Source organism: Lactobacillus sp. CA30L (genome assembly GCF_059900845.1).
Genome location: NZ_JBWXGB010000001.1, coordinates 46,527 through 64,878, shown reverse-complemented (window position 1 = coordinate 64,878; position 18,352 = coordinate 46,527). Strand labels below are relative to the sequence as shown.

The window sequence follows — 18,352 nt, the reverse complement described above, 5'->3', positions numbered from 1 at the left end:
CTAGTCTGACCACAGCATACAAGAAGTTAAATAAAAAAGGCCAATTCTAGGGGTTAACTTCAACTTCAACTTCAACTTCATCAACTTCAACTTATTTGCCTTTTAACTCAATTCTGCGTTGCTCAATGTATTCCTGCATCGTATCCAAGTCTTCTTCAGTTGCTTTTTTTAAAATAAAATTTTTAGCTGTCGATCTATACCGAAGATAACGAGTTCGTTCCTTATTCTTTTCGTCCCACTTTTTATTTGCTTTGATACGTGCATCCGTTAATTTAGCCATCAATTATCCTTTTAACATCATTACTATTTTTAAAGTTATTGTTATTATTGAACAAACCAGTATTATTGTCCAAGCCATGCGTTTAGTCATTGCTTGATCCTCCATTATAGTTTAAGCTATGGCCAATAGAGACCTTGCGGTTTCTCAAAGCTACTAGGGCGTTAGTCCTAGGTACTAAAGTAATGCGATGATTGCAGATATAACCGAGGCAATTGCTCCAGCTCGTTCTAAAGTTTCGGCTTTAGAACTTTTTTGTGCTTTCGTTTTTCATATCTCTCATCACATTATATATTTAATACACTTATTTTGGTACATAATCAACCAGATTTAAGAATTGATTTTTATTTATGTGCAATAAGCAAATGATTGGCCATTTTACCATGCCCATTGCAGCAGCCTTCTACGCACATATGATTAATGAATTAAAGTCTAAATCAGATAAAAAATTTAACGACATTAGCCAAATAAACCACGCTGCTTTTATAGTAGTGCGGTTCTCTAGTCCAAGTTTAGTCCATAGCTTCACCAAAGTGCCGCTATAGCAATGATTTGAGTTGCTTATTAATGACCCCGGTGAGATTCGAACTCACCTCTACGGTTTAGGAGACCATTGTTCTATCCAGATGAACTACAGGGTCGTACAAAATTAACTTTACCAAAAGTAGGGGGCAAAAGTCAATTTTTTTTGCAATTAATATTGCCGCGTGAAGTAGGACTGCGGATTATTGGCGTCGGCAATCTTGTCCGCCGCAAAGACAAAGGGTGTCCAGATGGCCAGCGCAATCAGCATGTTGATAACGCACAAGACGATGGCCCGCCAGTCATAGTTGCAGGCCAGAAACGGCCCGATGAGCGGTGGCACCACGCTGGGAATCGCCGCCTGCACCGGATTGACCAGCCCCATCATGGTGACCCAATAGGAGAAAGCAACATTGACCAGCGGCGCCAGGACAAACGGAATGAAGTAGACCGGGTTAAGCACAACCGGCAGCCCCAAGATGATGGGCTCGTTAATGTTGAAGATACCGGGTGCCAGGGCCACCTTGGCAATTGTGCGGTAGTCGCTGCGCTTGGAAAAAAGCAGGATGGCCGCAATCAGCATCAGTGTGCCACCTGTACCACCGAACCAGACGAAGATATCGAACGAGCCGCGCACCCATAAAAAGGGCGCCGCGTGGCCGCCACGCACGGCCGTGACGTTGACGTTTTGGGCAGTCAGCCAGATTGAATCAAGAATAGGTGCCCACACGCTCAGGCCGTTGATGCCAAAAAAGCCAAACACTTGGACCAATAGCGTGACCAGCAGCACCATGCCGAAGCCCTGCCCTAGTTTGATCAGCGGGGTCTGAATCGAGTGCAGCAGCCAGTTGCCAAAGAAGGTGCCGGTGACGGTCTGAAAAATCAGGTTGATCATTCCCACGCTGAAGATTGCGATAATTCCCGGCAGTAACGAGTCAAAGGCCATTTGTTCGGCGTGCGGCAGACTCGCCGACATGTGCAGCGTCAGCCGGGCCCTGATGCACAGGGCAAAGATAGTCACGCCAATGGTACCAAACAGAATTGCGGTAAAGATGCCGGTTGTTGAGAACTGCGAGATGTCAAATGCGTTGCGCACGGCAACGTCCTTGCCGTCCACCTTCAGCTTGGTCAGGTTGGCGATGCTCATCGCCAGCGATGACAAGGAAACGATTGCCCCCGCAACGGGGTCGACCTCCATGCTTTTAGCCAGGTGGTAGCCCAGTGCCATCGACAAAAACAGCGCAAACAGTGCAAACGTTCCCCGCCAGACGATGTCGCCGGCCAACGCAAGGGGCTGCAGTAGCCAGGCGAAGGCCCGCAGGCCGAAGTGGGTCTTGGCGGCTGCAAGCAGGCTCTTAATCAGAACGGCAGCTGAACCCGCAATCGTAATCGGCATCACGGAAATAAACGCGTCCCGCAGGGCCACGAGCCAGCGGGTCTGCGCCAGTTTATTGGCCAGTGGCAAAACGTAATCTTCCAGCCATGCAACTAAACGACTCATCTCTACTCCTTCTTCTTTAGGTAATGCGGGTGATAGCCCTTATTTTTAAGGTGCCGCTTCTTATGCTTCTTCTTGTTGTCCTTAACCGCGGGTGCAGCAGCCGCCTGCTTCTTCTCCTGCTTTTTATCCTTGTCATGTAACTGGTGCGTCAGCCTGTTGCCGGCAAAATACATCCGCTCAAGCGCGGTGAAATCGCCCAGCAGTTTTTTGAGGTCACGAAAGTCATGGTCGTCGCCCAGCGTGACCACGTAGCCTGTGGCGCCCATGCGTCCGGTACGCCCCGCCCGGTGCAGGTAGGTGTTGACCTCGCTTGGAATATCAAAGTTGACGACGTAGGTAACCCCCGTGATGTCGAGGCCACGCGCGGCCAGGTCGGTCGCCAGCAGCAGCTTGGTCCTACCCGCCTTAAAGTCCCGGAGCGCCTCTTCGCGCTTCTGCTTGCCGAATTCATTGGCCAGAAGGCCAAACTTGGTCTTGGTGTGGGCCAATATGCCGGCAAAGCGCATCATCGTCCGGTTCGAATCAAAAAAGAGGATGCCCTTGAAGCGGTTAAGCCGCAGCAGGCGCTGCACAAAGTCGACCTTGTGGTTGTTGTCAACCTGCAGGAAGTAATTATTGACCGTCGTTTCCTGGTCGGCGCGCACGTCAATCAGCAGAAACTGCCGGGCAAAAAGTTCGTCGGCCTTGCGGGTAACCTCCGACTCGGTCGCGCCAAAGAGCAGAATCTGAGAATCGGGCCCCATATTCTGTCCCAGGGAACCGAGGAGTTCCATCTTGCTGAACTCAAGAATATCGTCGGCCTCATCGATTACCAGGGTCTTAATCTGGTCGACCCTAATCCGCCCGGCCGAGAAGAAGTCAAAGAACCGTCCGGGCGTCGCCACGACCACTTCCGGGTGCTTCTTTTTCAAATTGTCTTCCTGGCGCTTGCGGTTGCCTGCACCCACCAAACTAACGCCGCTAAGTCCCAACGCGCTAATGAAGGGATTGACTGCATGCCGAATCTGCACCGCCAGTTCCGTGGTCGGCGCCATGATTACCAGGCTGCAGGCCGCACCCGGCTCAATTCGCTCGAGCGCCGGCAGGGCGTACGCCAAAGTCTTGCCCGTGCCCGTCTTGGCCAGCGCAATGCAGCTGGCTCCCTGACGGATTGCGTCACTGGTTTTTTGCTGAATTAAGGTTGGGTGGTCAAAGCCCAACTTGGTTAAAACCGCTTGAATTTCTTTTCTCATTATTGTGTTAATTGCCCATATTTCTGTTTATACTGCATAACGGTACCGTTATACGCCAGCATGGCCACGCCGTCCTCCAGGCCCCTTACGCCTTTCACGCGCCCGTCATTAGTGTACCGCCAAAATGAATACTGGATCCGGTTGGGGGCTTTTTTGCCGTAAGTTGCGAACATCACCCCGCGCGGAAAGTACTTCTTGTACTTAACGGCCGTTTCCACCATCACCCGCTTGCCCTGCGCCGCAAGCATCCGGCTAAAAGCCGCCATCTGCTTGATGTAGTGCAGGCTGTGATCGTCAACGGCGGGCTCAATCAAGACGGGCAGGGTGCCCGTGTCCGTCCCCACCTTTTTAATAAAATAGCGGTAATGCTCCAGCGGGGTTGACTCGTTGCTATATGCAATGCTGGTGCCAAAGGCCAGCTTGGTGCCCAGAATCTGATCGCGGTAGGACAGGTAGTCATCATCAAAATACGACCGGCCCTGCGTGCTCTTCAGGTACACAAACGAGATGCCGTTGGCCTGCAGCTCGTGCAGGTCAATGTAGCCGTAGTTCTGGTTCAGCTCCACCCCGATTGCGCTCGAATTCGCATCGGGGGGCAGCGTCGTCTGGCTGTGCAGGTTAAAAAGGCCCGTTATCAGCAGCCCCACCGCAACAGCTAGCAAGAACAAGATCGCCGGCAGCGTGTATTTATGGTGAAACCTCTTCATCCCTTGCCTCCGCCTATTTTTCCACCACGTCATTATACCAACCATTCAATTATAAATGATAACCGGGCAATTTGATAATTTTGCGCAAAAAAATGACCAATTTTTAAAATGGCCATTCTGTTCAAGCACAAGCTATTCGTTAACCAGGTACACCGGCGGCTGGCCGTTCAATACCCGCTTGACGTCCGTCATGCTCTGTTCAATCATGTTCTTCACCGCAGTCTGGGTGTAGTAGGCCGAGTGCGGAGTGAAAACCACGTTCGGCATCTGGGCCAGTTCCAGGTAGTCCGCCGGCAATTCGCTGCGCGAAGAGAACTTCTTCATCAGGAACGTCTCTTCACCCGGCAACACGTCTAATGCAGCCCCCGCAATCTCCTTGTTTTTGAGTGCCGCTATCAAATCAGCGGTGTTGACCAGCGGACCGCGGGCATCGTTGATGATGATCGCCGTGTTTTTCATTTGCTTAAACTGCCTGGCGCTAATCATGTCCTCCATGCCGGCTTCAAGCGGCGTGTGCAGCGTCAGGATGTCGGATTCTTTGACCACCGTATCAAAGTCCGCATACTCCAAGAAGGCCTCGTTGGCCGGATTCTCAACCACATCGTAGCCAATTACCCGCGCACCCAGGGCGTGAAAGATCTCGGCCACCGCCGAGCCGATGCGGCCGACGCCAATGATGCCGACCGTCTGCTGGTAGATTTCGGCGCTCATCAGATCCGAGCTGCGGACAAAGTTGAGGTCTTCCTTTTCATTCTTGAAAATCTGCCCCCACTTCCGCAGCAAAAACATGGCGGACGTTAACGTGTTCTCGGCCACCGCACGGGGCGAATAGGCCGGCGTGTTGGTGACCAGCATGTGGTACTTGTGAACAAAGTCCCAGTTGATGATGTTGTAGCCAACCGACCGCAAAGCAATCTGCTTGATGCCGTAAGCGGACAGCTTCTGGTAGACCTCTTCTTCACTAATGTCGGCGACCTGCAGGACGCTGACTACGTCAAAGCCCTCAGCCTGACCGACCGTGGCCGCGGTCAGGTCGTCCTGAGTCGTCACCAGCTCGTCCTCCGGGTGACCCTTGCTCCACTTATCGACGTAGACCTGTTGTTCCGGCGTCATGTTGTATAACAAAACTTTCATTGATTGTTCCTCCCTTGCGGATAAAATATGCTACCCATATTTTAAACCAACATTAGCAAGTAATTAAAGCTTTATTTGAATTATTATGATCCTGCACGTTGATAGGAAGACACCCTGAGCTTGTAGTAAAAAATAAGCACCGACTCAAAATTTGGTCAGTGCTTGTCAGGGGTGCAGTCGTCAGACTTATCAGCCTAGATTTTTTGCATGATTTGCTCGACGTCAACCCGCAGCACCTTGCGCACCCACGGGAACTTTTCTCTCATCTCGTCGAACGCGGGACCATCTTCGATGAACTCGCCGCGTCCCCGCACGTGGAACCCGGCTCCCGGTCCGGCCGTGCCCTCCACGTTCTTGGAGCCCATGGTGAGCAGGACCGTCCTATCGCTTTGAAAGTCATTTTCGATTGAATGCATCCCGGCCGCCGGAATGTAGAGGCAGTTGTTTTGCTCATCAATCTTGACGTATGACATCCACGTGTTGACGACGCTGGCTGGATGCGCGTTGACCGTCACGATCGTCACGGGACCTTCGTTTTTCATCACGTCTAAAAATTTTTGTTCCATCATAAGCTCCTCCTAAACGTCTTTTAAAAAATAAAAAAGTTACTGCGCGCGGTAACTTCTTTAAATTATAAAACATCTGTTCGAGTATTCAAAAGATTATGCTTATGATAAGCAACAACTAAAACTAATATGACTAATACGCGCGTCTGCCCTTCTTGTAGACCTGCTTGTCTTCTTGCAAGACCGCGGAAATTTTTTCCAGGGGATTTTCATCCAGCACCAGGAAGTCCGCATACTTGCCCTCTTCCAGCGTGCCGTACTCATCCGCAATCTTCATCAGCCGGGCCGAGTTCAGGCTGGTCTGAAGCGCCTCGAAGTTGGTGAAGCCCTGCTCCACCAAAAGCGGCAGTTCCTGCGGCGTCATCGTGAAGTCGTTGAAGGGCGTGCCGGCGTCAGTGCCCAGCGTGATCGGAACACCCGCGTTCTTGGCGTGCGTGATGTTGCCCCGCAGGTCCTTCCAGGCGGACGCAATCTTGGCCATCTCCCAGTCCGGAATCTTGCCCGGTGCGTACTCGATGAAGGCCCACGCACCGACAATCGTCGGCGTCAGGTACGTGCCCTGCTTGAGCATCAGTGCAATCTCCTCGTCGTTGACGTAAAAGCCGTGTTCGATGCTGTCAACGCCCGCCTTGATGGCATTCAGGATGCCGGGGTTGCCCTCGGCGTGGGCGGCAACAATCAGGCCCTTGTGGTGGGCCTCCTCAACGGCCGCGTGAATCTCCGCCGTGCTCAATTGCGGGTCGTCCATGAAGTCGTTCTCCGTCATCACGCCGCCGGTGGCCATGACCTTGATGTTTTTGGCACCCTTCTTGATGCCCCGGCGGACCGCCTTGCGCACCTCGTCGGGCGAATCGACCAGGTGGGCAAAGTTCTGCATGTCGCCGTGGCCGCCGGTCATTGAATACGGCCGCCCCGCGGGCATGATTTCCGGCACGTGCGTTAATTTGCCCTCCTTAATTAGATTATTCAGCGCAATGTCGATGTCAAAGGAGCTGCCGCACTCGCGGATGTAGGTCACGCCGGACTTGAGCAGGTCGTGCAGGTGGCCCACAGCGCGCACCGTTGCTTCGACCACGCCTGCACCGGTAGCGCCGTCCGGGGTGTTTGAATCCATCACAATGTGCGTGTGGCAGTTGATCAGCCCCGGCATGACGTACTTGCCGCCCAGGTCGACCGTGTGTTCGGCAGTCGGCGCCTGACCGCTGGTTATCGCAATAATCTTGCCCGTTGCGTCATCGACCAGCAGGTAGCAATTTTCCTGCACCGCCTCGTCTTTGCCGTTAAAGACATTTGCATTTGTAAAAACCGTCTTCGTCATTTTTTGCCTCCTAAATAAAAAAGCACCCATCCCTGTACCAAGGACGAGTGCTTCGTGTTACCACCTTTAATTTGATTAATGCTTGCGCATTAAACCTCACTGGCTGCCAGCTAGCAGCCTGCACTGATAACGGGTGCAGCCCCGCCGCCGGCTAACTGTCACCGGCAGTCACCGTTTCCGAGCCCATGTTCGCTACCCGGCGCCTGCCGGCTTCCACCACCACGCCGGCTCTCTTTAAAGGCGCACGTCAGTAGCTACTCTGCTCTTCAAGATGAAACTATTAATTTGGCTTTCATTTAAGCACGCCAAGTCGGGTTTGTCAACTAGAGGCGGGGAAGTGGGCCCGGTGGCTGATTAACTAGTATAATCAAGACAAAAGAGGTGCATTATGAAGAAGTCAACAGACAAACTAATCCAAGTCAGGCTCGACCGTGCACTTGCAGACGAAGGCGATGAAGTGCTAGCAAAGCTCGGTCTGACCCCGACGACAGCAATTACCATGTTTTATAAACGACTGGTTGCAGAAGGCGGCCTGCCTTTCTCCCCTGTACTTACACAAAGGGAAAAGGATGAACTGAAAATCGAACGCTTAACTTCAACTTGGCCGGTTGAACAACTTGACACTCCAGAAAAAATCCAGGCCTGGGCACAAAAAGATGAGTAACAATATTGCCACTGCCTATGTCCGTTTCATTCAAGTCAGCGGCGGTAAACGGCGGCCTATTTTTATTTTGCGTGAAACGGAAGAGCAGATCTTTTTCTTTGATATCACTACCAAGTTTGCCAATAAGTCTGAGCGGATTAAGCAATGGTATTTCGAAATCAAGGACTACCAGTCAACGGGTCTGAGAAGACACTCCTGGATTGACACATACCGTATCTATACTCTTTCTAAAGAGATGGCCAACCAAATCAAGTATATTAGTAAATTAAGCGATAGCGATACGGGGCGCTTGCGTTTATTTCTTACTCAAGCCAAAAATAATTTATAAATTAGGTACACTAAAAAGCTGGAGCATTGCTCCAGCTTTTTACGTCCTATCAGTAATCACGTAATATCTAGTCCTTGTCCGTATAAAACTTGCCCAGCTGAAAGGTGGTTACGGGCGTTACGTAAAAATTATACTTGGCCACCAGGTTGCAGATTTCGTCGCCGTTAATCAACGTGATGATGCGGGTACCCTGGCGCGCCGTCTTGATTGCGCCGCGGGAAAAATCAGAGGACGTGATGAAAATGCCAAACTCGGCGTTGTACTTATCCATGGCCCCGCGAAACTTATCGATTTCGGGTGCCGGGACATTGCCCTGCCAGCGCTTGGCCTGCAAGGCGACGCGCGTGGTGCGGTAATCTTCGGAGCGCACGTAGCCAAAGCCATCAAGACCACCATCTGCGGTATAGCTCACACCAATTGTGTCATCGACGTCAATCCCCATCTTGACCAGCAGACCACGACAGAACAATTCAAACTTGCGGGGATCCATCCGCTGCAACGCAGCAAGGAGATCCTGGCGCCATTGATCTACACCATCTTCTTCGTCCTCCGATACGGACTCGGTCTCACCATTATTCATCGCCTGGCCCCTGTTTAATTCCGTAGACTTGACTTGCGTATCCAAAACCGCACGCACGTCCCTCTGCGCATCAAAAGTAGTCAGATCGGTTCTGCGGCCCTTCTCAGATAATTCAAGGTTGCGATTGTCACTGCTCTCGATGAAGCCCGCCAAAATCAAGTATTTAATGGCAAAATTCATTTGGAAACGGAATGGATGGTACGTTCTGCCACTCTTCTTCGAAACGCGGGTGCGGTCCACATCATCTTCAGAAAATACCTGCGAATCAGCCCGAATTTCCTGTTGAATTTCGTTTCTGGTGACCTGACCGCCCAACTTGTGCATCGCAATGAGTACTTCCTTCATCGCTAAATTTTCCTTCGTAATCTCTTTGCTTGCCACTGTACTCGTCCTCTAAATCTGCTAAGGCACTCTTGGCCTAATTTTCTTTATTATTGATAATTCCATTCTAGCAATTTTTCACGTAAAGGAAAAATTATTTCTCAATTAAGCAAAACAAGATTCACTACCTGCCCAGCGGCAATAGCAAATCTTGTTTTAATAATTGTTTTTACTATGTGGTAATTTCCCCGTTGTCAATTCCTCGTGGTTAGTTACCGTAATCATCCGTAGACGCTTCTTGGCATCAACCCGGTAATAAATAACCAACAGATCATTGAGCACATGAAATTCACGGTAACCGTTCCAGGGCTGTCTGTTAAGTTCATGATCGGCAAATTCATCACTCAACTTTGCGCCAGAGGAAAGTATAGATACTGCATCTAAGATAGTTTCACGAGCATCCCTAACATCACCCACAGAGGGTCCAAACAACTTTCCCAAATTATCCATTCGTTTGATAAAAGATTTTTCAAAACGGATTTGATACTTCATTATTCAGCCCAACGTTTTTTCCAGGCAGACAAATCGTTGACTTTCTCGCTGGTGTCCTTAATGAGACCGAGTTCCTCGGCCCTGGCCAAAACCAGCGCCTTCTCCACTTCTTTGGGCAGCGGGACATTTTTCTGTGAGCTTTCTTTGCGATTAACCGGATAGCTGAAGCCCTTATCATGGTTAAATTGCGCGATCAACATCTTAACCGCGGCTGCCGCGGTCAGGCCGATGGCCTGTGCATTCTCTTCCAGTTCCTGTTTTTCTTTTTGGTCCAACCGGATACCAAATTGTACTGTCGATATGTATATCACCCTCCAAACGTTTGCTAGCATTTAATTATCATTTATTGTCTAAATGATAACATCACAACTGTGCAAGAGTAAAACAAAAAAGCGTTACAATAACGTCCTTTTGTTCTGGTGCAATAACACCCAATGATTAGTTAAATACTTATTCCAATTCTTCTTTATAAATGTCAGTCCACCTGACAATCGCGTACTTCTTGTCCGGCGTCTCTTCCTGTTCATCCTGTTCGGTTTCAGAATAATCTGCAAACAGATCTAGCTCTTCAAACTCCTGCTTCTGTGCACTCTCCGGTTCACCACCGTTGAGAATTGATTCAAAGGTATATTCTAAGCGTTCAACTTTCTTGACCCTACCATTAATGAGCTTCCATTCTGAAAAGATAATGGGCGAGCCATCAGCTGCCGTGCCTTTCAACGTATCGCCCTGAGCAATATTAGCCTTAATAATGATTTGGGCGCTCTTTAAGACGTGGCTATCTGGCCTGATTGCCGAAAACTTGGTAACCACTACATGACTATACAGTTCGGTAAAAGTCATGATCATGTTCATAACCAGCATCTCCACGTTGTCTTCCATGATTTCAATACCATAAAGTGTGGACAGGGCAATGAGGCAATTTTCACCGTATTCCTTTGCCGTTTGACTTTGCTTCTCAGCCACATGCATCTTTCTTTTTAGCAGTTCAACCAAAAATGCTCCTTCACCTGCAGCTGGTTCTAAAAAAGTTGCAGTTAGGTCTTGAATCTTGGCTTTGATTTCCGGTTGATCCAGCATGAAATTCACGGTCCTCTTCGGCGTGAAAACCTCGCCCAAGTCTTTAACCCGCGCAGCAGACTTGATTAAGTTTTCTACCATCAGTCCATAGCCTGTACTTTCGTTTCAATGAAGTTAATCTCATCTTCGGACAAGTTATACTTTTCGTACAACTGCTGGTCAATTTCAGGAATTGACTTTGTCCAATCGATATCTGAATCTGGTGTAAAGTCTTGGAGAGGAACCATTTCCCAAGTTGATCGAGGATTATGTTGAGTTGCCTTTTTAACACCTAACATTACTCTAGCAAATTTTGTTTTAATATACTTAAGAGCAGCAACAGCTTCGCTTTCGTAATTAAATGGTCCAATACTAATAAAAGTATCAGTACTGCCAATTAATGGTCTGCCAATCAACGGTATTCCAATTAATGGTGTACATTTAACTTCACCTAATGCTCCGCTTCCATTAGCTTCTGGCAATAATACTTTGTATTTATTTATATAATTATTACTTTTAACATAATATTTTTTGATGAATTTATAGACTCTATGCTGATACAAAAGACCCAAAAATTTGAAATAGTTGTCAACATTATCACAATTATCTACAAATATTTCAGGTAGGTTCTGAAAAGAATTGGATACTATCATATTTCTTGTTCCTTTACCCATTCTATCTTTTATGTCTGGGTAATCATCAAATAATTTTTGGGTAAATCTATAATTACCACGTGCTGACACCAATTTACTAAGAGACCTAGCAGTATCATCTTTCCATATTTTTTCTATAATGTTATTCAATTTTTCATATGGAGTAAACATACCTATTGGTGTGCTTTCTTTGGTCGCATCCCGTAAAGTTATGACTACTCCGCCCATTATATCCGTTCGCGGAAAAATCTTACTGCTATCTTGCTCATACATAATAACCCTTAAATGCTTGTCATTTAACATTTTCTGGTTCCAAGATTTTGGAGTTTGACCAGCATTAAATAAAAATCGTCCAGGTGTAATCAAAATACTTAAATCAGATAACTTATAAGCTAATTCCATAAAGTTATGATATATCGGTTCATCACGAGTACTTTCACCTTGAGCTTCCGATTGATATGGCGGATTCCCGATTACAACATCAAATTTCATATTATTAAATAGCCCCTCAATCTTTTGTGCTTCTTGATCAACATCTTTTTTCGAGTCTTCAACAATATTGTCAACAAATTCAATGTTTACATCCATGTCATGATAACCAACCAGGGTCCTGCGGGCAATTGCCGCTGCCATCGGCGTCTTGGCAATCACGAAAATGTTCTCGCGCAGAACACGCTGCCAGATCATCAGCTCATCTTCAAGGCTAAATTTACCAGCAGTATCATTGTTCAGCTTCTGATATTCACGCCAGTAAATTGACATCGCCGCGTACAGCGGGTAAAGACCGGTCTTGGCATTGATTTCCAGGATATGGCTATTCTCAGAAAAGATTCTGTCGGTATACTCGGTGTGAATCCAGTGGTTGGCCCGCTTACCCTCAAAAGTGGTGTACTGATATTTATCATCATAAAAGCAGTAGCCACCCAGGGTCATGCCTAACTGCATGTTGACCACGCGCCATGGCGTCAAAACCGTTTCCTTGTCGGGATTGCGGAAGGTGCCAAAGATTTCTGCCAGATGCTCAACGCGGTTAATCGGATCTTCCCTGTCTAATTTCTTAACGCGCTGCCGGATAATCCTGCCGGCTTCAATAAAGACGTCTTGGTCATAGTACTTGCTGAACTCATGGAACAATTCCTTGGTCACGCCTTTTGGCATGAACTCTTGCCACGATTTATCGTCCACCTGATCAATGAACTTGCGAATATTAACATCCTCGTCTAGTTTAACGTCCATTCCATAAATCATCATTGGGATTCGAATTGAAATCGACCGCAGAATGGAAACCATCGTTTTTCGCTGCTTCTTCAACTCTTTCATCTTATCAATAGCAGCTTGTTCTGCCTCTGTCCGTTGCCGCTTTGGCTTCTTTTCGCCTCGAAGGGCACTATCATACTCTTCCTGGTCAAGTCCCTGACTATTAACGTTAATCTTCTCGGGCTTCTTTTCGGCTTTGGTTGTTCCCACGATGGCCTTTAGGTTGTTAAAGGCTTCGAGGTCCTTTTCCTGTAGCATTAACAGGGCATCACTGTACAGGGAATCGTCATCAAAGCCGGTGCGCACAGCCTTTTCGGCGTATACACGCTTAATCTTAGCCAGAAGCTTATCCACTTTATAGGGTTTCATCCCTTGACCGGATTCACCAATAATCGGCAAGAAGTTGAGCAATTCTCCCATCTTGGCCTTTTGGACACTTGATGTTAACTTGCCCACACCCGTGTTCAGCTTGGTTGAAGCAGCCATTATTTTTAGCGCACGGTCGGGCGCAAAGTCAAAGATGTAGCAATTTGTCTTTTTGCCAAACGTTGGTGACGAGTATGGCGTCTGTGCCCGAAAGGCGGCCTGCAGGTACTGCATCGCACTATTGGTGTTGGACAGGAAGACAACACCGGTCCACGGCTTAATGGTAACGCCCGTAGTTAATTTGCGCACGGTCAACGTAATTGTCTTAGTAGCCGCCGGATCGGGACCGATGGCATCATTGACTTGTTTGATATCGCTTTCAGAAGTAATACCGCTATCGTCTTCACCACTAACATTGCGAACCACGTTCACAATCTGATAATCAATGCCAAAAACCGGGTGTTGCTTTAGCAGTTGCTCTAGCGCGTTGGCCTCTTTCACGCCTGGCAGAATCCACAAAGTATGACGCAGCCGCGCACGAAATTCCTTGGTAGAAAACGGATAGTTGGTTTTCTTATCAGGCTGAGTAATATTGTCTAAGAAGTGCCGCACCTTATCTTCGTAAACAAACTTTCCCTGGTCATCAACCTTGAAGAATTCCTTGAAGTTGAACGAGTGCGTTTCATCCAAGAACTGTGCTTCCTTGAGTTTTTGATTCATTTCGAACGTATACATCGAAACCTTAGGCAGGCCATCATACGGGTTAGGCTCATCCGGATGAGCCTTATTCCAAGTATACTTGGCTTTCTGCTCCATGACGTAATCCCAGGTATAGGTCGTATCTTCATCATATTGATCAAGAATGTTAAAGGGCGTGCCCGACAACTCTAAGAGCTTGGTGTGACCCTTCTTAACAACTAAATTAGTAACGTTTTGGGCCAGGTCGGTCTGCGTACCTTCGTGTGCCTCATCGACTATTACTAAGTCCCAGTCAGTCTCAAATAATTCCCGGTTTTTGTCGCCGGCAGTGCCACCCACAGCCTTTGATCCACGCAAATCCTGCAGACTGGCAAAGTAAATAAAAGGCTTGTCGCTCTTTAAAAGGTAGTCAAAACTCTCTCCTTCCTTCTTGGAGCCGTATAAATACCCTTCTTCAGCCATGCCCAGCTTCTGAAAGTCATTAAACCAGCCCTCATCAACAACAGGTCGATGCGTCATAATCAAAACGTGCCGGTACTGTTCATCCTTTACCAGCTGCAGGGCCGACAAGGTCTTGCCAAAACGCATTTTGGCATTCCAGAGCATTTGGTCATGTTTCTTAAACGCCTTCTTCGTCTTCTTAACCGCTTCTTCCTGCTCGGGGCGCAGAACTATCTCGATACTTGTGTTATTTGCAGCGGGCTCATCGATTGACTTGCGACCCTCTTTGACGGCCTTAATGGCAAGCTTGGCGGTATCAAGATCGGTCTCAAACCATTCTTGACCCGTTCCCATCTCTTTTTTCTTGATGCCTGAACGCAATAAAACCTCATGCACATCATAATCACGGAACCAGCTTCGATCAAACTTGCGATAGGCCAATTCTGCCCACCCTAACTTATAAGGAACACCAGCTGTACCCATATATTGTTTGATTCTACGCTCAGCTACTCTTCTTAAATCGGAACTGTTGGGCTTGTTGTCCATCTCATAATCATCTATCGTCGCATCGCCAACTTTTTCTAAGCCAACATAAGCAGGCCATTGACCATCCGTATTGTCGCCCGTTTCAACATAGATTAGTTTGCGCTCTGCAGTCTGATACAATTTAGGATTTTGTGGTTCGACAAAATTAGCAACGTCCTCTTGGCCGTCAAAATAACTGTTAAAGAGCCATACTAAAATTTGATATAGTCCCTTTAATCCCTCTAACGCCTCAATCTTATCGTATTCCTCTAGGGTGTGGGCGGCTTTGTTACCGACAGCTTTTAATTTGTAAAGAGTATCGAGAATTTCCCTATCTGCCAGATTTTTGTACCTTAACGTACGCAAATTATCATTAAGGGTAGCACGTGCATCGACATCCACGTAGTTTAAATCCAAGACCATCGCAACAACATTTTCAATAATTTTGCGGATTGATTCAAATTCATTGCCAAATTTGCCAATAGCGTATAAGTCCTCGGCATCCTTAGCAGCATCATACAAAGTTTGCGTATCCAGATCTTTGGTTAAAAATTCAAAGTTACTTTCCATACTCAATTACCCGTTTCAAAGTCTGATTCCATTTTCATATATAATTATACAAAATTAAACGGCTACAATGCAGCTTTAGCTCAATTAAATTTTAATATTGATAGATTGTAAATGAAGTAAAAAATTCTTTGGTTCAAGAATTTTGCTATTACAACGTTTGTTAAATACATTGAAATTTCTATCAAATAATCATATTTGTTTAAACTTGCGAATTACAACATAAGCAATCCAACAACAGATTTTAGTCATAAAGTTTTTATAAAGAATTTTATCAATCTTATTTTATATATTTTTATACATTGCACCATCTGAAACAAGACTTACCATGTCACAAATCCGTTTTCTATTTCTTTCAGAATTTATGATTACTATTCCATCACCAATATTTATATTTTTAGAATTATCCGCATCTACGAATAATCCATGATAAATTTTTTGAACACATATCTTTGAATCGTTGTCTCCGTCGAGTCTAACATACATTTTGAAAAGTTTATTTGTACCTATAAATTCAATAAAGCTACTACCATCAATACCAGAAATTGTGTCACTAAACAACTTGCTATTAACCATCTTTAAAGCTATAAAATATGGTATAACAAATACATTTAAAACTTCTTCTCCTTTTGTTTCAGCAAATAATGGAGTTTTTGATAATCTAGTAATTACGTTTTTAAGCGCTATATCTGTTCTACTATAGAAATGATTTAATTCCCGTAAACTAAAATCAAAATTTTTAGCAACATCTTTACAATATGAATCCAAAAGACCGTTTATCGTTGTTGGAGCACTGAGAATTTTTTTATAATAATTGCTAAGATTGGGTTCTGGAAGGTAAATTACAAAATCAAAAAATCGATCAAGATACCTATCACCATCAAATTCAGAACCATAAAACTTTTTTATAGTATTATTTAGTTCTAGCAAATTTACAGAAAATACAAAAGTTATTCTTTCATTTTCAAAATAGTGTTGAACTCTTTCTAATAATTTAACAGCATAAGTAGGACGACACCTATCTAACTCATCAATAAATATAACCAGTCGCCCATCTTGTGGTATCAATGATGACAAAACATTATTAAACTCTTCTTGAATGTTTTCTTCTGGATTGAATGAATTCAAAAATTCATGGATATTTACACCTGCTATCTTTTCTGCAGCAACCTCTAAGAGCTTTTTCCCAGCTTTAATTGCTTTAACTTTGACTTCTGATTTCAAAACGAATTCGGCAGATGCAATATTTTTTGATAAAGAAACAATTGGATCAATTTCGCTGTCATTTTGCCATGCATCAAAATATACGGTTTTATAATTTATCTTTTTAACGTCATCTATTTTCCCATTGCAAACCGTCTCTATAATAGATTGACTTTTCTTTTCATTACTTTCCATTTCATTCAAGCAATTCAGTACTAACTCACATTGTTTAACAAAAAAAGTTTTTCCTGTTCCCCACTTGCCATCAATGGCTATGGACCAAGATTCACTTTGTTCATTTAGCATCTCAATGAAATGAAGAATATTCTTATTTCTTCCAGTTGTATCATTTAAAATAGACTCAGAAATATTCTCCTTTATTGGTTGTAAATCTGTTTTTTTCATTACAGTACCTCCAGCACTTTTACTCAAATTTATACTCATTATACGAATTATATTGTAAAGCTAAAAATAATAAAAATGCACTCTTATCACTAAGAGCACATAATTTTTAATTATTCCACTTTACCCCTTCTCCAGCACCGTCACGGCTTCCACGTGCGGGGTCTGTGGGAACATGTCGACGGGGTCGATGCGGCTGAAGGTGTAGCCGTTGTCCTTGAAGGTCTGCAGGTCGCGCACGAGCGTGGCTGGGTTGCAGGAGACGTAGACGATCTTCTTCGGGTTGGTCTTGACGGCGGCCTCGATGAACTCAGGCGTCAGGCCCTTGCGCGGCGGATCAACGAAGATCACGTCGGCCTTCATCCCCTTGGCGGCCCACTTCGGCATGACCTCCTCGGCCTTGCCGGCAACGTACCGGGCGTTGTGAATGTCGTTCAGTTCGGCGTTGTTGTTGGCGTCCTTGACCGCGTCGCGCACGCTTTCGATGCCGCGCACGGCTTCGACGTGCTTGGCAACGGACAACCCGATGGTGCCGATGCCCGAATAGGCGTCAATCACCGTGTCGGTGGGTTCAAGGTCGGCCTGCTTAATGGCCAAATCATACAGGCGCGGCGTCTGCAGCGAGTTGATCTGGAAGAAGCTTTCCGGCGAAATGCGGAACTTGACGTCGCCGATCTGGTCGGTGATCTGCGGCTTGCCGAAGATCAGGTAGTCCACCTTGCCCAGGATGACGTTGGTTCGTTTCGGGTTGTAGTTCAATACCAGGCTGGTCACGCCCTCAATTGCCTTGATGTCCTCGGCCACCTTAGGCAGCTGGCGGAAGTCCTTGTGCAGGCAGACCAGGATCACCATGATTTCGCCCGTGGACTTCGAGCGGCGCACGTCCAGGTAGCGGACCTCGCCCTTGTTGTGAATCTCGTCGTAGGCCGGCACGTGGTTTGCGCGCAGGATGTCGCGCACGGCGACCAGGACGCGGTCGATCTCGGGGTCGGTCGTGAAGAAGTTGGTCAGGGGCACCAGGTCATGCGAGTGGCGGCGGAAGAAGCCGATGTCGAGCTGGCCGTCCACCTCGCGCACGGGCACCTGGGCCTTGTTGCGGTAACCGGTCTGCTCCGGACTCGCCAGCGTTTCGCCGACCTCCACGTTGTCCATGTGTGCCTTTTTAAGCAAATTGACCACCTGCGTGCGCTTGAACTCGAGCTGCCTGTCGTACTTGATGTGGGCCAGCGACGCTAGGCCCGTCTGCACCCACTCGTTGAGCTTGATATTGACGCGGTCCGGGCTTTCCTTGATGATCTTTTCGATCTTGGCAAAGGCGAAGTGCTTCTTCACCTTCAGGATCTTGGCGCTGACCGTCTCGCCCGGCAGGGCACTGGTGACGAAGACCGTCATCCCCTCGTAGTGGGCCACGCCCATCGCCTCGTATGACAAGTCGGTAATTTCTAATTCGATAATTTGGTTCTTTTCCATAATCTGTC

16 protein-coding genes and 1 tRNA gene are annotated in these 18,352 nt (G+C 46.9%); 2 read left to right on the top strand and 15 right to left on the bottom strand.

Annotated elements, in window-relative coordinates:
• Positions 1–91: 91 nt before the first annotated feature.
• The 8 genes from AC2JF8_RS00310 to AC2JF8_RS00275 form a co-directional block, all read right to left on the bottom strand.
• Positions 92–280, bottom strand: a complete 189-nt coding sequence (locus tag AC2JF8_RS00310) for a hypothetical protein (protein ID WP_500760131.1) — start codon at positions 278–280, stop codon at positions 92–94.
• Between the two features lie 565 nt (positions 281–845).
• Positions 846–918: transfer RNA gene (locus AC2JF8_RS00305), tRNA-Arg, on the bottom strand.
• 53 nt (positions 919–971) lie between these two features.
• Positions 972–2,300, bottom strand: a complete 1,329-nt coding sequence (locus AC2JF8_RS00300) for a PTS sugar transporter subunit IIC (protein WP_500760129.1) — start codon at positions 2,298–2,300, stop codon at positions 972–974.
• A 2-nt stretch (positions 2,301–2,302) separates the two neighbouring features.
• Positions 2,303–3,535 carry a DEAD/DEAH box helicase gene (locus tag AC2JF8_RS00295; RefSeq protein WP_500760833.1) on the bottom strand — a complete coding sequence of 411 codons (1,233 nt, stop codon included), beginning with the start codon at positions 3,533–3,535 and terminating at the stop codon, positions 2,303–2,305.
• Positions 3,532–4,239 carry a GH25 family lysozyme gene (locus tag AC2JF8_RS00290; RefSeq protein ID WP_500760126.1) on the bottom strand — a complete coding sequence of 236 codons (708 nt, stop codon included), beginning with the start codon at positions 4,237–4,239 and terminating at the stop codon, positions 3,532–3,534. The genes AC2JF8_RS00295 and AC2JF8_RS00290 overlap by 4 nt, the downstream gene beginning before the upstream one ends.
• Positions 4,240–4,371: 132 nt before the next feature.
• Positions 4,372–5,373 (bottom strand): D-2-hydroxyacid dehydrogenase, encoded by a 1,002-nt coding sequence (locus AC2JF8_RS00285; RefSeq protein ID WP_500760123.1) that lies wholly within the window; start codon positions 5,371–5,373, stop codon positions 4,372–4,374.
• 194 nt (positions 5,374–5,567) lie between these two features.
• A complete protein-coding gene (locus tag AC2JF8_RS00280) occupies positions 5,568–5,939 on the bottom strand; it encodes a pyridoxamine 5'-phosphate oxidase family protein (protein WP_500760831.1) in 372 nt (123 codons plus the stop codon).
• A 133-nt stretch (positions 5,940–6,072) separates the two neighbouring features.
• Complete coding sequence (locus AC2JF8_RS00275) at positions 6,073–7,257, bottom strand: metal-dependent hydrolase family protein (protein WP_500760121.1); 1,185 nt, start codon at positions 7,255–7,257, stop codon at positions 6,073–6,075.
• A 388-nt stretch (positions 7,258–7,645) separates the two neighbouring features.
• Between AC2JF8_RS00275 and AC2JF8_RS00270 the strand changes: the two genes are divergently transcribed.
• Both AC2JF8_RS00270 and AC2JF8_RS00265 read left to right on the top strand, forming a co-directional pair.
• Positions 7,646–7,921 (top strand): type II toxin-antitoxin system RelB/DinJ family antitoxin, encoded by a 276-nt coding sequence (locus AC2JF8_RS00270; protein WP_500760119.1) that lies wholly within the window; start codon positions 7,646–7,648, stop codon positions 7,919–7,921.
• Positions 7,914–8,249 (top strand): type II toxin-antitoxin system PemK/MazF family toxin, encoded by a 336-nt coding sequence (locus tag AC2JF8_RS00265; protein WP_500760117.1) that lies wholly within the window; start codon positions 7,914–7,916, stop codon positions 8,247–8,249. The genes AC2JF8_RS00270 and AC2JF8_RS00265 overlap by 8 nt, the downstream gene beginning before the upstream one ends.
• 67 nt (positions 8,250–8,316) lie before the next feature.
• Here the strand turns inward: AC2JF8_RS00265 and AC2JF8_RS00260 are convergent, their stop codons facing one another.
• The 7 genes from AC2JF8_RS00260 to rlmD form a co-directional block, all read right to left on the bottom strand.
• Positions 8,317–9,210, bottom strand: a complete 894-nt coding sequence (locus AC2JF8_RS00260) for a restriction endonuclease (protein ID WP_500760115.1) — start codon at positions 9,208–9,210, stop codon at positions 8,317–8,319.
• A 156-nt stretch (positions 9,211–9,366) separates the two neighbouring features.
• A complete protein-coding gene (locus AC2JF8_RS00255; protein WP_500760113.1) occupies positions 9,367–9,702 on the bottom strand; it encodes a type II toxin-antitoxin system mRNA interferase toxin, RelE/StbE family in 336 nt (111 codons plus the stop codon).
• On the bottom strand, positions 9,702–10,013 hold the full coding sequence (locus AC2JF8_RS00250) for a hypothetical protein (RefSeq protein ID WP_500760110.1): 312 nt from the start codon (positions 10,011–10,013) through the stop codon (positions 9,702–9,704). The genes AC2JF8_RS00255 and AC2JF8_RS00250 overlap by 1 nt, the downstream gene beginning before the upstream one ends.
• 139 nt (positions 10,014–10,152) lie before the next feature.
• Positions 10,153–10,863: an N-6 DNA methylase gene (locus tag AC2JF8_RS00245; RefSeq protein ID WP_500760107.1), complete on the bottom strand. Its 711-nt coding sequence runs from the start codon at positions 10,861–10,863 to the stop codon at positions 10,153–10,155.
• Complete coding sequence (locus tag AC2JF8_RS00240) at positions 10,863–15,272, bottom strand: Eco57I restriction-modification methylase domain-containing protein (protein ID WP_500760105.1); 4,410 nt, start codon at positions 15,270–15,272, stop codon at positions 10,863–10,865. Before AC2JF8_RS00240 ends, AC2JF8_RS00245 begins: the two co-directional genes overlap by 1 nt.
• Before the next feature lie 282 nt (positions 15,273–15,554).
• Positions 15,555–16,877, bottom strand: coding sequence for a KAP family P-loop NTPase fold protein (locus AC2JF8_RS00235; protein ID WP_500760103.1), 1,323 nt, complete (start codon positions 16,875–16,877; stop codon positions 15,555–15,557).
• A gap of 120 nt (positions 16,878–16,997) precedes the next feature.
• A complete protein-coding gene (gene rlmD / locus AC2JF8_RS00230; RefSeq protein ID WP_500760829.1) occupies positions 16,998–18,344 on the bottom strand; it encodes a 23S rRNA (uracil(1939)-C(5))-methyltransferase RlmD in 1,347 nt (448 codons plus the stop codon).
• Positions 18,345–18,352: the final 8 nt, after the last annotated feature.

What these genes read in the sequence shown, in the direction of transcription:
- AC2JF8_RS00310 (WP_500760131.1), bottom strand. Translation starts at nt 280, where the DNA reads ATGGCTAAATTAACGGATGCACGTATCAAAGCAAATAAAAAGTGGGAC.
- AC2JF8_RS00300 (WP_500760129.1), bottom strand. Translation starts at nt 2,300, where the DNA reads ATGAGTCGTTTAGTTGCATGGCTGGAAGATTACGTTTTGCCACTGGCC.
- AC2JF8_RS00290 (WP_500760126.1), bottom strand. Translation starts at nt 4,239, where the DNA reads ATGAAGAGGTTTCACCATAAATACACGCTGCCGGCGATCTTGTTCTTG.
- AC2JF8_RS00285 (WP_500760123.1), bottom strand. Translation starts at nt 5,373, where the DNA reads ATGAAAGTTTTGTTATACAACATGACGCCGGAACAACAGGTCTACGTC.
- AC2JF8_RS00280 (WP_500760831.1), bottom strand. Translation starts at nt 5,939, where the DNA reads ATGGAACAAAAATTTTTAGACGTGATGAAAAACGAAGGTCCCGTGACG.
- AC2JF8_RS00275 (WP_500760121.1), bottom strand. Translation starts at nt 7,257, where the DNA reads ATGACGAAGACGGTTTTTACAAATGCAAATGTCTTTAACGGCAAAGAC.
- AC2JF8_RS00270 (WP_500760119.1), top strand. Translation starts at nt 7,646, where the DNA reads ATGAAGAAGTCAACAGACAAACTAATCCAAGTCAGGCTCGACCGTGCA.
- AC2JF8_RS00265 (WP_500760117.1), top strand. Translation starts at nt 7,914, where the DNA reads ATGAGTAACAATATTGCCACTGCCTATGTCCGTTTCATTCAAGTCAGC.
- AC2JF8_RS00255 (WP_500760113.1), bottom strand. Translation starts at nt 9,702, where the DNA reads ATGAAGTATCAAATCCGTTTTGAAAAATCTTTTATCAAACGAATGGAT.
- AC2JF8_RS00245 (WP_500760107.1), bottom strand. Translation starts at nt 10,863, where the DNA reads ATGGTAGAAAACTTAATCAAGTCTGCTGCGCGGGTTAAAGACTTGGGC.
- AC2JF8_RS00240 (WP_500760105.1), bottom strand. Translation starts at nt 15,272, where the DNA reads ATGGAAAGTAACTTTGAATTTTTAACCAAAGATCTGGATACGCAAACT.
- AC2JF8_RS00235 (WP_500760103.1), bottom strand. Translation starts at nt 16,877, where the DNA reads ATGAAAAAAACAGATTTACAACCAATAAAGGAGAATATTTCTGAGTCT.
- rlmD (WP_500760829.1), bottom strand. Translation starts at nt 18,344, where the DNA reads ATGGAAAAGAACCAAATTATCGAATTAGAAATTACCGACTTGTCATAC.